At 55.0% G+C, this 12,108-nt stretch carries 13 protein-coding genes; 1 reads left to right on the top strand and 12 read right to left on the bottom strand.

Features of this window, described 5'->3' with window-relative positions; genetic code table 11:
* Nucleotides 1-56: 56 nt before the first annotated feature.
* The 12 genes from gspD to ACHZBF_RS02595 all read right to left on the bottom strand — a co-directional run bounded on the left by gspD (nt 57) and on the right by ACHZBF_RS02595 (nt 11,355).
* A complete protein-coding gene (gene gspD, locus ACHZBF_RS02650) occupies nt 57-2,261 on the bottom strand; it encodes a type II secretion system secretin GspD (protein ID WP_321527595.1) in 2,205 nt (734 codons plus the stop codon).
* A 31-nt stretch (nt 2,262-2,292) separates the two neighbouring features.
* The gene (locus tag ACHZBF_RS02645; RefSeq protein ID WP_321527594.1) at nt 2,293-2,874 is read right to left on the bottom strand and encodes a hypothetical protein; all 582 of its coding nucleotides are present in this window, start codon (nt 2,872-2,874) and stop codon (nt 2,293-2,295) included.
* A gap of 2 nt (nt 2,875-2,876) precedes the next feature.
* Complete coding sequence (gene gspM, locus ACHZBF_RS02640; RefSeq protein WP_321527593.1) at nt 2,877-3,440, bottom strand: type II secretion system protein GspM; 564 nt, start codon at nt 3,438-3,440, stop codon at nt 2,877-2,879.
* Nucleotides 3,441-3,472: 32 nt separating this feature from the next.
* Nucleotides 3,473-4,615: a PilN domain-containing protein gene (locus tag ACHZBF_RS02635; RefSeq protein ID WP_321527592.1), complete on the bottom strand. Its 1,143-nt coding sequence runs from the start codon at nt 4,613-4,615 to the stop codon at nt 3,473-3,475.
* A 36-nt stretch (nt 4,616-4,651) separates the two neighbouring features.
* Nucleotides 4,652-5,572, bottom strand: coding sequence for a type II secretion system minor pseudopilin (locus ACHZBF_RS02630; protein ID WP_321527591.1), 921 nt, complete (start codon nt 5,570-5,572; stop codon nt 4,652-4,654).
* A gap of 15 nt (nt 5,573-5,587) precedes the next feature.
* The gene (locus ACHZBF_RS02625; RefSeq protein ID WP_321527590.1) at nt 5,588-6,232 is read right to left on the bottom strand and encodes a prepilin-type N-terminal cleavage/methylation domain-containing protein; all 645 of its coding nucleotides are present in this window, start codon (nt 6,230-6,232) and stop codon (nt 5,588-5,590) included.
* Complete coding sequence (locus ACHZBF_RS02620) at nt 6,229-6,639, bottom strand: type IV pilus modification PilV family protein (protein WP_273440658.1); 411 nt, start codon at nt 6,637-6,639, stop codon at nt 6,229-6,231. Before ACHZBF_RS02620 ends, ACHZBF_RS02625 begins: the two co-directional genes overlap by 4 nt.
* Nucleotides 6,605-7,048: a GspH/FimT family protein gene (locus ACHZBF_RS02615; protein WP_321527588.1), complete on the bottom strand. Its 444-nt coding sequence runs from the start codon at nt 7,046-7,048 to the stop codon at nt 6,605-6,607. Before ACHZBF_RS02615 ends, ACHZBF_RS02620 begins: the two co-directional genes overlap by 35 nt.
* A gap of 77 nt (nt 7,049-7,125) precedes the next feature.
* Nucleotides 7,126-7,566 (bottom strand): type II secretion system major pseudopilin GspG, encoded by a 441-nt coding sequence (gene gspG / locus ACHZBF_RS02610; protein ID WP_273440655.1) that lies wholly within the window; start codon nt 7,564-7,566, stop codon nt 7,126-7,128.
* 90 nt (nt 7,567-7,656) lie between these two features.
* Complete coding sequence (locus ACHZBF_RS02605; protein WP_321527587.1) at nt 7,657-8,877, bottom strand: type II secretion system F family protein; 1,221 nt, start codon at nt 8,875-8,877, stop codon at nt 7,657-7,659.
* Between the two features lie 5 nt (nt 8,878-8,882).
* On the bottom strand, nt 8,883-10,604 hold the full coding sequence (gene gspE, locus ACHZBF_RS02600; RefSeq protein WP_321527586.1) for a type II secretion system ATPase GspE: 1,722 nt from the start codon (nt 10,602-10,604) through the stop codon (nt 8,883-8,885).
* Between the two features lie 304 nt (nt 10,605-10,908).
* The gene (locus tag ACHZBF_RS02595; RefSeq protein WP_321527585.1) at nt 10,909-11,355 is read right to left on the bottom strand and encodes a hypothetical protein; all 447 of its coding nucleotides are present in this window, start codon (nt 11,353-11,355) and stop codon (nt 10,909-10,911) included.
* A 368-nt stretch (nt 11,356-11,723) separates the two neighbouring features.
* Between ACHZBF_RS02595 and ACHZBF_RS02590 the strand changes: the two genes are divergently transcribed.
* The coding region (locus ACHZBF_RS02590; protein WP_321527584.1) for a hypothetical protein at nt 11,724-12,108 on the top strand (385 nt) is incomplete at its 3' end.

Below are 12,108 nucleotides of genomic sequence, written 5' to 3'. Positions count from 1 at the left end.
GATAGGGGTAAGGCACAACACCGGCCAATCATTGGTACCCGTTAAACGCCAATCGCTCACCGAACCGAATAATTAACACGCTCTAAACCCTTCATCTTGCCTTTCAATTCTTCAGTTGCCGCTCGTGCATCACTGTCGTCAAGTATTGCGGTTGGTGTAATAAGCACCAACAGTTCTGTCCTGGTATTGGTTTCACTCTCAGCGCCAAAGAACCACCCGATCACCGGCACCTTGCGTATCCCGGGAAGACCGCTTTCCGAATTCTGCTTGTCATCCTGAATAAGGCCACCCAGCACGATAGTTTCACCGCTTTGTATCGCTACCGAGGTCTTGATTTCACGCTGGTTGATGGTTGGCGAATCGATACTGGAGGTGGTTGTCCTGTCGACACTGCTCACTTCCTGACGGATATCCATGATCACCTTTCCGCCATTGTTTATCCGGGGGGTCACCTCCAGGGTCACACCGGTATCCCGAAACTGGATACTACTGGTAATCACGGGGTTGTCCCCGGATGTCCCCTGGCTGACCGTCTCTGAGGTACGAATGGGGACCTGGTCACCCACGGTAATCGTGGCCGTCTTGTTGTCCAACACCATGAGCGACGGCGAGGAGATGACGTTGAGCCGGGTATCGGCCGCCAGTGCGTTAAGGACGAAACCAATCTTGTCTGCGGCATCCACCAGAGAGTACGAGAACCCCGGCACTATTGCCGCGATGCCGGCAGCGCCGAGATCGAGTTGCGTGGTGCCCGTTTTTGAACCCCGATTATTGCGGAAGAACCACTCCAGTCCGAAACTGAATTCATCGGTCAGGGTCACCTCGATAATCGAGGCCTCCACCAGCACCTGGTTTGGCGTGATATCCAGTTTCCGGATTGCCTTCTCCACTTGAGCATACTCCTCCGGAGTGGCGAGTATAACCAGGGCGTTACGTTCCTCGTCCGCAATAATATTAACCTCAGAAATACTGATAGTTGCCGCCTCATTGGCCGGACCCGAGCCAGGAAACATCACCTGCCTGGGAGCCGCCACGGACGGGGTGCCAGCCGCACCAGCGGCGTTAGCCGCCTGGTTAACCGCGGGCGCTCTCTGTTCAAGCTCTGCGACGCCCGCCTCTGCCCGCAAGGGGCGGGGGACGGGTGAGCCGCTACTACGTCCACCGCTTGTCAGTTGCTGTAGCACGCTGGCCATCTTGGACGCATCACCGTTCTGGACAAAATAGACATACATCCCACGGCCCGCCGTCAATTCTGCCCGGTCGAGGCGATCAATCCACTCGTCGATATCCCGCAGATACTTGGGCTGGGGTGAAATGGCCAGCAGGCTGTTGATGCGTTCGATTTCCAGCAACCGCACCATTTGACGCCCGGACTCTCCCGCTAGCGCTTCCAGGATAGCCTCCAGTTCCCGCTTGACGGCCTTTACCTCGACCACCTCCAAACGGAACAGGCCAACCGACATGCCATCCATTTGATCAATGTCGAACACCTCGACCGTGCGCAGGTATTCACGCAGGTCAGCCGGGGTGCCGCTGACCATCAGCAGGTTACGATGCTGATCGGTAACCACACCCTTCTTGGCAGTGTGCAGAGACTCGAGAATCTTGCGCATCTCCTCGGCGGCTATATAGCGAAGGGGAATAATAATATTCTGATAGCCCCTGTCCGTCAGCAGATTCGACTGGGGTGCAAAAAGTGTGGAGAGTCCGGTCGCCTCGGGAACCACACTGTACATACCCCCCTCGCTGATGATCACCGCGCCATACCGGCTCAACAGTGTTTCCAGCGCGGGCAGCAGATCTTCCTTGGCCAGGGGATTGCCGGTCTGCATAAACACCTGCCCGACAATCTTCTCGTCCATGGTGTAGTTGAGCCCGAGAATATCGCCCATAATGGTCTTGACCACCTCACTCAGTTTGGCGTCTTCAAATTTCAGGTTGTACTCACCGTTGCGGGTCTTGAATATCGACTTGCGCGCGGCTTGCGCATCAAAAAAACGGCCGCTCCCTTTTATCAGTTCACTTTTCCTGCCCTGTGACACTCCATTGGTCACATCTCCATGGGCGGCTGTCACACCTGGCTCAATCCCGCCCCCTCCCGTATCTGCCGCCGATTTCGTGACTGTAGCGACTGTGGTCTCGGCGCCGGCAGCGGTGGAACCATCCTGTGGAGTGGACGCACAGGCTGTCATGAGCAGCGTGAGCAATGTGGTTGTGATGCCCCTGACAATGAATGCATTGCATTTTGTATTTATTTTCATAGCAATCAACTGTACCTTTTGTTTGTAGTTTTCAGTTTTGCGATTTCCGCGTCCGTTGCTGTCGAGTTCGGAATTGTTGCAATGCCTCCCTGGCACCGACCATGCCCCGCGATGGCGTTGCCACCGGCTGATCCTCTTTATAGAGAGGAAGCTTTCTAATTTCTCCCTGGCGGGAAAAAACAATTTCGTCCGACGCAAACTGTTCAAGTTGCCAGCCCTGGAAGGCGCTTCCCTCCTGCAAGCGGATCTCCATCTGGTTCACTCCATTCACGAGGATGGCGAGATTCTTGTCCGGCCCGGTTACGATCCCAGTAAGTACCAACTTGTCAATTTCAGAAGGACGGATCTCTGTATTTTCAACACTGGCCAGAACGGGGGGACGGCGATCTTTGGTAAACAGCGGCCGATTGATTGTCTCCTCATACTCATCAAGGTGAGCGGTTTTCAATTCATGCTGTATTATGCCGGCAGGTTTTATCGGGACGATCTCTTCCCCGGATTGCGACCCGACAGGCGCACGCCGGCCATCATCCTGCCACACCGTCCATATTACACCCGCAAGAACGGCAGAGATTATTGTGTTGAACAGAATCAATGACAGTTCGCGACCCATAATCATACTCCTGACGACCCTGTTCGCAGATAGGCGCTGATCTTGACTCGAATATCTAGCATATTTTCACTCTGGGGCGCGCCCCTGTTGACGCGGCCAACCACCCTCCCACGAAGAGATGTAATGAGTAACTCATCGACAAATACTATTGGACGATTGTTCGCCAATCTGTAGAGGACATTTTGTAATGCATTGATATCACCCTGCATACGGGCGTCGATAGAAACCTTTTCCGGGCCATCGGCACCGGGGGCATCATTAGCCTGACTACTGATAAGACGCCCATCGCTTGCGGCAATGATGTCGCGTATCAGCTCCTGAAGCTCAGCCGAGGCCAGTGCGCGTTTTTCACTGTGCAGGAAATAATCCGCGCGGCCCAGTTCGCGCATGCTCAGACTGAGCTGCTGCTTCAATGCTGTCCCACTTTCCGCCGTTCTAAGATAATCGGAGAGACGTTTTTCCATTACCGCAATCTGTTCACGATTATCCCAGTATCGGCCCAGAAGCGGTTTAGCGATCAATCCGTAGAGCGCTCCGATAAAGCCAACCAGCAAAACAACGGCCATCAGCTTTCTTTGTGTAGACGTTAGTTCCACTCTCACGAACCCGTCCTCCCAAGCAGTGTTGCACTGATGGAGAAGCGCTCGGTTCCCGTATGGGCGTTTTTAACCAAAGGCGCCGCAAACTGTGTTTCCGTAAACCGGTTTGAGTTTTCCAGGAGCGAGATAATGGCAGAGGCGTTATTCGACTCACCGTGCAACTGGACTTTATTCTCTTTCAACTCGAAGCGGTGCAACCAGGTATCGTCGGGTAACACACGGGTCAGGTCATTTAAACGCTCCATAACCAGCGGTGCGTTCTCTTTGCGAGTGACAATAAAACCAACATCACTGACCACCTGATCAATCTGTTTGGAGACGGACTTGGCCGTTTGCACATCGGCCTGAACTTGCTGGATGGCGTTCTCTAGTTCAGCGATATATTGATGCTGGGTCCAGAGAGGCAAGGCAACGGCAACAATGGCCAACACCAGCATCATCAGCGCACTGGCGTAAACCAGACTCCGCAATGGGGACCGGCGTTGCGCATCCGGACCATCCTCCAGCAAATTGGGCTTCGATGGAACAACCGGTGCAACGGGCTGCGCGGAGAGGGGGCGCATGGTAATAGCGTTGGGATGCACTCCGATTGCAGAAAGGCGTGTCATCAACACGTTGACTTCCTGTTTTGGTACCACGTAGAGCTGGACTGTCACTGTTCCGTCCACCTCGTCACGCTTATCTACCTGGTAATCATAAACAACCATGTCGCGCTGAAACGGTGTAATACGATCCATTTCGAATCCCAACACCTCGCGCAAATTATCTTCTGTCGCGATGGGCAACTTTACTTGCCGTTGCAGTACTTTTTCGTAGGGTAAACGGAGGATCACTTCATCGGCACGAGCGGCGTAACGAATAATAGGCTCCAGTTTCGGTTTGTCTGCCGCGACCGAGACAATTTTCAAGGTACCCAGTGCCTGGCTCCGCTGCCCTTGCCAGGATACGGCATCCAGTTTCCCGGGGGTTGCATCGATAACCAGAATATTGGGCTCGGTACCCAGTATCCTTTGTACACCGATGGGCAATAGCCCCAGCAATTCGGTAATCCACCATCTAACAAACCGGTTCAGCGGTTGTAGCAGGTAATGAAAAAAAGCATCGAAGCCACTTGAAAGACCCGGTAGCAGGCGTTTGATCATGGATCTTTGTGTGGTCATATTAAACTCCACCCACTATCAGTAAGGCGATGAGGACCAGGCGATAATCGAGAAGTCCGCCGGGCCTCGCCGCCGGTCAGCCACCACTACCGCACCAATCCGCGCGACAGCGCGACTCGGAATCTCGGCACGCGCATCCACCCGGTAGGCCGGCCCGTTTTCAAAAGTAATGTAAGGGCTCCCGCCTAGCGGAAAGGCCGGTGCCGGCAGACCTTCAGCGCGACTTGCTTCCCGCGCTTCAATATATTCGCTGACAAGTTCCTCTGTCATTCCGGGTATTGCTGCCAACACCAGCGGAGCGGCCACCATTGGATTTATGTCAGGCGCATGGGTCTGGATAGTAAATCCACCCCGCACTAATTCAAAAACCTCCGGCTGCATATCCAGCACACGCTGTAATTCATCTACGCTATCAAACTCCGCATCCTTTGCTTCATAGTTTAGACCCGCAAGTCGATAGTCTGCATCCTCGGCACCGTGCAATCTGCGCAAACTGTCACCATCACGCCAATCAAGAATGGCATCGGTCAGACGTGATGCCTCGTCCAGCTCGACGCCAGCCGCCTGTATCAGGCCCCGAATCAGCTCATCGGGCGCCGTATTTAGATCAATTTTCCCTCGCTCATCAGTGACCTCCGTAGTGACTAACGCGCCGCCGACTCGAAGAGTGGACAGCACCAACTTTTGGCCACTACCGCCCTGATCGCCGGATAGCTGATGGATGGCGTAATATATACCGCCCTCCGCCGCATGATATGCCTGCTCGGAAGCAAGCAGATTTCGCGCCAGGCGCTGCTCGGTACGGGTCTGTGCAGCGATGCCGGTAACGACAATCGTCAAAATAGCTAAAATCCACAGTACAGCGATAAGCGCAACGCCCGCCTCATGTATATTCCACATAGGGCGGAAACCTGGTGCAATGCTGGTGGTTTTCTCCAAGCCCATATCCACTGCTCAACGCTGCTGTGATGACGCATAAACCGGAATGATTAATTCCGACCAGATGGGGTAACGATTATCTTCACGCAAAACCCGTAACCGCACGCGCTGAGGCAGGTACACCTGGTTGTCCCAGTGATCGTGCCAGTCCGCCCGCGTCCGCAGGCTCATTGCGCCAAAATAGCCGATCTCAATACTCTCCACCCCCTTGCCCAGGACGATACGTTGAATATCCGACTCATCACCGTCGACCCTGTTAAACGGCCAGAAACTCAATAGCAATACCTTCTCATTCCCGACCACCGCACTTTGGATCCTGTTGTGGAACAGCCCGCCCCCGGACACATGGCCGGGAAGATTCGCCACGAACTCGACGTCGGCTCGACTCCCATGAAAAAAAACCGCCCCCTCCGCGGCCGCAGCATCCACTTTGACAGGCAGCGCCTCACTGATCTGCTTCCTGATCACGCGCTGGGCGGTGCGTGCCCGATCCATCACATCGGCACGCGCTTCAAGCCGGTTCCAGGTCTCCAGTCCCGTCCGCACACCTTCAATTGCCAACGGAGCGATAAGCATCATGATGGCGATCGAGACCAGGACCTCCACCAGAGTGAATCCCGACTGGCGACAATTTGTAACCTCGGCAGTACCCCGGTTCATAGGCCTTTACCCAACCTGATTGAGTGTATCTCGACCGACCTTTCTTTCGCATTTTCTTGCCATGCGACCGTTACTTTCACGTTATACGGAACAATCGCACGATGAATTGCTTTCTCTTCTCCAGTGGTGGGCAATACACCGACTGTGGTGATCCAGCGCAAACCCTCTTCAGTCTCCCCGCTCCAAAGCCCCGGCTCAAGGTCCGCGTTACGACTGATTTCCGACATTCGTGCCACCGCCACGCCCACTGCGCGCTCGTAACCCGCCACTTGCCGGGTACTACTGACACTGGCAGAAAAGACGCCCAGGGTCGCCGTCAGTACAGACGCGAGGATGGCGAAAGCGACCAGCACCTCAACCAGTGAGAAGCCTCTACAGCCTTTGTGCGATAACCGATTTGTCCACATCGACACTCACCTGCCCGGTCAACGATTCAACATCGATACGATAGCGTTTATGACTATTGCTCAGGGCGACCCTGGCGCCCGAGGAACTGCCATCCGGATAAAAAACCACCCGTTCACTACCCCTCCCCTGATCCGTAAGATCAAACTGCACCCCTCGCGGAAGTACATAGCCGACCGGACTGTTCAGCAGCGATATCTGCCCATTTCCACCATCAATCAACACGACTGCACGCTCCGCCTGCGCAATGGCATTACTGCGGGCAACTCGCAAGACACCGTAAACCTGCCGTGCTGCTGAGCGAGCCTCCAGTGATTGCGCACCTTTTGAAAAAACCGGCATTGTCACCATCAGTACGGCACCGATCAGTACCAAGACCACCAGCAACTCGATCAGTGTTACACCGCGCATTGCCCGAAAAGCCGGCCCCCCCGCGTGGCCCGCGACTCGACAAACATTCGTAACAAACCGGTTGCCAGGCATATGGGTCATTTCCAACTCACAATGTCACTATTTTCACCAGTGCCGCCTTCCTGTTGGTCGGCACCCAGTGAGTAGACGTCAACCTCACCGTTCTCACCAGGATATCGATAAAGATATTCGCGTCCCCAGGGGTCTTTCGGGACAAAGGATTTGCGCAAATAGGGTCCGTTCCAACTATCGACTCCATTCGGTCGTTGCACCAGTGCCGCGAGTTTCTCATCATCCGTCGGATAACGATCCACATCGATACGGAACATATCCAATGCCGCAACGATCTCCTCGATCTGCAGCTTGGCGGTTTTTACCTTGGACTCACCCAGGTGCTTCATCACCTGTGGTCCAACCAAGCCTGCCAGCAAACCCAGAACCACCAGGACAACCAGCAGTTCGATTAACGTGAAACCCTGATCCGTTCCAACTGACTGACGGAATTTGATGCTTTTCATTACCTGCCCTCTGCTTAAACACTTCGATAGCTTCTATTGCTTTGATCACGTTAACGCCACCAGGTAGGGGTAACCGTGAACCGGGTCACCCTACAGTGGCAATTCATTGACACTGATAATGGCGACCATTATCGACATGATAATTCCGCCGATTATTACTCCCAGTCCAACAATCAGTGCCGGCTCCAGTACTGCAAGCATTCGTTTTGCCGCCTTGGCCGTCTCATCCTCGTAGATATTCGCCACCTTGGTGAGCATACCTTCAAGATTACCGGTCTCTTCACCCACCTTGATCAATTGCAGGGCCAGTGCCGGGAAACGTGGTGTATTCGCAAACATCCCCGCGAGGCTGCCGCCATCCTTGAGTTCACCCATGGCCTCTTCCAATGCCTGGTCCATCACCTTGTTACCCAGGCTTCCCCGTGCCAACGGCAACGCCTTGACCAGGGGCACACCATTGGCCAGCAATGTCGACAAGCCACGACTCAGCCGCGCCACCTCGATCTTGGCGATCAGATCGCCCAGATAAGGAACGCGCAACAGCCGGGCATCCCAACGCATTCGACCGGCCGGGCTGGCAAGTTGATGTCGCAGCCCCAGCAGCCCCAGCAGCAGTCCCAGCAATATCAGCCACCAGTAGCTGCGCACGAAGGCCGCCGAGGCAATGACTATCGCGGTGGAGATGGGCAGCAACTCCTCATAACCGACAAACAGCTCGGATACCTTGGGAATAACGTAGGCAAGGATCAAACCGATAGAGATAACCGCAACTCCAAACAGGATGAGTGGATAGATCGTGGCGGAGACAATCTCATCGCGCAGTGCTTTTTCCCGTTGCAGGTACTCGTTGAGCCTTTCCAATCCCTGATCAAGCGCCCCTGCCGCCTCGGATGTACGGATAATATTGATAAACAGGGGGGAAAAATTGCCGCTCTCGGTTTCCAGGGCGGAGGAGAAACTGTCACCCCCCCTTACCGCATCCAGGACATTGGTAAGGAGCTTGGCACTGGCATCGCTATCGGCCGTGTTTTGCGCAATCATCAGCGCCTGTTCAAGCGGAATACCGGCCTTCAGCAGCACCGCCAGTGCTTCGGTAATACCATACAGCTCGTTGCGCCCGACCGTACGCCGCCGCCCAATATTTGGTAACCAATCCAGCCATCTCCCTGCCGCACCGAGCGGCTCGACCTTGATCGGGATGTGGCCGGCACCCTGAATCCATCTCACTACAGCGGCCTGATCGGCTTCTTCACGCTGACCCTCGAGGATTTCACCCGCCGTGGTTACCGCCTTGTACCGAAAGACCGTCATATGCGTCAGGTCTCCTCGGTCACGCGCAGGACTTCTTCGAGGCTGGTGACACCCGCAGCCACCTTGCTCATCCCGGCCTCATACATGGTGCGCATGCCATTGGCACACGCCGCCTCCTCAATACTCTTGGTTTCCTCGTGCTTTAGAATCAGGCGACGTATATCATCATCAATCACCATCAATTCATGAATGGCGGTACGACCGTTGTAGCCGCTGCCGCCACACCTGGCACAGCCGCCAGCGGTATAGACCACCCCATCACCCCGTTCCCTTTCCGGCATTCTATCCAGCAGCGCCGCCAATTGATCCGGCAGCTCACTGGGACGTCGGCAATGTGGACACAGGACCCGCACCAGCCGTTGTGCCACCACTGCATTCAGGGTCGATGTCAACAAATAGTCCTCGACCCCCATTTCCAACAGACGAGTGGTGCTGCTCGCCGCATCGTTGGTATGCAAGGTTGAGAGCACCAGGTGCCCCGTCAGTGCCGATTGGATGGATATGCGCGCCGTCTCCAGGTCGCGCATTTCGCCCACCATGATCACATCCGGATCCTGCCGCACGATTGAGCGCAGGGTGTTGGCAAAACTCAGACCAATACTGGGTTTGGCCTGGATTTGATTAATCCCTTCAAGCTGGTATTCCACCGGATCTTCCACCGTGATGATCTTGCGCTCGGGCGTATTGAGCAGGCTCAGGGCCGCATACAGGGTGGTGGTCTTGCCGCTGCCCGTTGGCCCGGTCAGCAGAATCATGCCATGCGGCAGTTTCAACACCTGCTCAAAACGCTTGCGCGCGTCGTCCGGGAACCCCAGCGCGGTAAAATCGTGATCGATGGATTCGCGATTAAGCAACCGAAGCACCACGCTTTCACCGTACATTGTCGGTATCGTGGAGATACGCAAATCGAAGTCCTTGCCCCGCAGCCGCAGGCGTATACGCCCGTCCTGCGGGATGCGCCGCTCGGCGATGTCGAGCCGAGCCATGATCTTGATACGCGAGACGATGGCAGCACCCATCTGCACGGGCGGCGGCTCGGTTTCCCTCAGCACACCATCGATTCGATAGCGAACCTTGAGTTGTCCCTCGAACGGTTCCACGTGAATATCAGAGGCCCCGGACTCGGTGGCCCGCTCGATGATCAGATTCACCACACGAATGACCGGCGCCTCGCTGGCCAGATCCTTGAGGTGTTCGATATCCTCGCTGTCCAGCCCGGCACCGGACTCTTCCCCCTCGACGACCGGATCGAGCGTGGAACCATTCTCCCCCGCCAGCCGCTTTATGGCGGCCTCGATTTCGGATGGCAGTCCCACTCGCATAACCACCGGGCGACCACAGGCATAAGTGAGGGCTTCGCGGGCGCTGTCATCCAGCGGATCCGCCATGGCCACCGTAACACCCGACTCACTGTCCGCCAGTGGAATGATGTGATTCTCCAGCATAAACCGTGGCGCAAGCAGGCCGCTGAGCACACTCTCGGTCGGGTACTCATCCTGAGCCACCAGGGTCATCCCGCTCATGGCGGCAATCGCTTCACCAACATCACGCTCACCGACCACACCCAGCTTTACCAGCAGCCGCGCCAGCCGTTGAGTATTACCCTGCTCATTCTGTACCCGTTTCACCCGATTGAGATCAACGGCACGCAGCTTGCCCAAGCGGACAAGATACTGACCCAAGTCAGATTCCGATTCGATACCAGCCGTCACTCCAACCTCATTCATCGATTCTCAATCCAGCCCAAATGATCGATAAATAACAAACCGTTAATAGCCATTTTTAAAGTCCCTCATAGACCAGCGGAATGTGCGCTGCCATCTAACACTTAATAGCACGTAAATACTGTTTTGCCCCGCTATTTATCCTTCTATACATGAAAAATACAGGATTGCTGCAGCGCGACTGGGGTGTTGCCCTACTGTAATAAAGCGGCCTGCGATTCGGCAGCATGATCCGGTGAAATAGGGAACAGATTTCGTCTTCAGTGCTGCAGGAAATATCGAAAAAATACTGCATGCCGTCGTAAGCTCATCGGCGACCATTTACGGGTGACGGCAGGTGGACTGTAGCATCCAGATCAATGCGCTCAACCTCCGGTCTCGCAGCCAGCGTCGCGACCATTCTCGCCGGCACCGTAACCGCCAGGGCGTTGTTGATCCAGAGAGTTTTAAACCGGATTACCCCTTGGGATTGCAGATAGGCCTTGATCGGTGACTGGATGCGATTGGCATGCTTTATTAGCAGTGCCGGCATAGCGGTGCGTCGCTGCTCGGGCTCCATAGCCTGCAGGTCGGCGAGGTCTGCTCGCGCAGAGAAATAGACAATCACAGCGATATCCTCCTCGGGTTCAAGATCGCCCAGTATTCCGCGCAACGATTCGCCTATGACCCCTGCCGCCTGAACCAACGCACTTGTTGTCACCAGCAGAGCAACCAACAGCAGATGCCGATTTAATAGCCTGCCGCTGAGCAACATACCCTATGACTCCATGACCCGGTATTCAATAGACTCTATATGTACTCACAAGACTAGTCCAACCTCCCCTACCTGGCAGGCGACAACCATCCCGGACAGGTCACCTGGCGTTCTAAGGGCGCTTTTCATTCAAGCCAAACGGGCCTCGGCTGCAAGAGAAACAGCTAGCTTTCTGGTAGAGCACATATAGCCAGCAGTCGTCGAATTCTTTTACACCTGAATTAAACAAGGTTATGCGAATTAATGTATCTTGTTGATTACATGACTAATATCGCTCATTGGCCTATATGTTGCTAGTTTACTCCCAAGCGCTGAAACGGACATTTGGCTGAAACACCGTCTGAATTAGCGTAGCGAGGAGTCTGAAAATGAATTCGAATAAGCACCTGTTAACTGCCGCTGGGTTTTCTGTACTACTGGGGTTTTCATTAGCGGCTAACGCCACACCCGTCAGTTACACCTGGGATTTCACCGGCACCGAAGCTGCCACCGGCAACCCAACCGGGCTCATTACCACCGGTCCCAATGCCGCCACGCCCAATGTCACTTACGATTTTCAGTCAGCGCCCGGCGGCAACCCGCTGGCGGTTCAGGCGTTTCGCCTGCAGGATAACGGTGCAACCTTTCAGTGGTCCCGCGTCCACCGCAACGCCAACACCGGATTGGGAGTAAGACGAAATTTAAGTGGCAATTCGACTAGCAACACGATCGACAATCTCGACGCCGCCACCGACCTGCTGCTGTTTGATTTCG

It is taken from the genome of Sedimenticola selenatireducens (assembly GCF_963675335.2).
Classification (GTDB): Bacteria; Pseudomonadota; Gammaproteobacteria; order Chromatiales; family Chromatiaceae; genus Sedimenticola; species Sedimenticola selenatireducens.
The sequence above is the reverse complement of the archived record's forward strand: the minus strand, read 5'-3'. Positions and strand labels throughout refer to the sequence as shown.

Excerpts from the sequence above, each read along its gene's own strand:
- ACHZBF_RS02625 (WP_321527590.1), bottom strand. The coding sequence starts at position 6,232 with ATGAACCGGGGTACTGCCGAGGTTACAAATTGTCGCCAGTCGGGATTC.
- ACHZBF_RS02595 (WP_321527585.1), bottom strand. The coding sequence starts at position 11,355 with ATGTTGCTCAGCGGCAGGCTATTAAATCGGCATCTGCTGTTGGTTGCT.
- gspG (WP_273440655.1), bottom strand. The coding sequence starts at position 7,566 with ATGAAAAGCATCAAATTCCGTCAGTCAGTTGGAACGGATCAGGGTTTC.
- gspE (WP_321527586.1), bottom strand. The coding sequence starts at position 10,604 with ATGAATGAGGTTGGAGTGACGGCTGGTATCGAATCGGAATCTGACTTG.
- ACHZBF_RS02635 (WP_321527592.1), bottom strand. The coding sequence starts at position 4,615 with ATGATCAAACGCCTGCTACCGGGTCTTTCAAGTGGCTTCGATGCTTTT.
- ACHZBF_RS02615 (WP_321527588.1), bottom strand. The coding sequence starts at position 7,048 with ATGCGCGGTGTAACACTGATCGAGTTGCTGGTGGTCTTGGTACTGATC.
- gspD (WP_321527595.1), bottom strand. The coding sequence starts at position 2,261 with ATGAAAATAAATACAAAATGCAATGCATTCATTGTCAGGGGCATCACA.
- ACHZBF_RS02605 (WP_321527587.1), bottom strand. The coding sequence starts at position 8,877 with ATGACGGTCTTTCGGTACAAGGCGGTAACCACGGCGGGTGAAATCCTC.
- ACHZBF_RS02645 (WP_321527594.1), bottom strand. The coding sequence starts at position 2,874 with ATGGGTCGCGAACTGTCATTGATTCTGTTCAACACAATAATCTCTGCC.
- gspM (WP_321527593.1), bottom strand. The coding sequence starts at position 3,440 with ATGGCCGTTGTTTTGCTGGTTGGCTTTATCGGAGCGCTCTACGGATTG.
- ACHZBF_RS02620 (WP_273440658.1), bottom strand. The coding sequence starts at position 6,639 with ATGTGGACAAATCGGTTATCGCACAAAGGCTGTAGAGGCTTCTCACTG.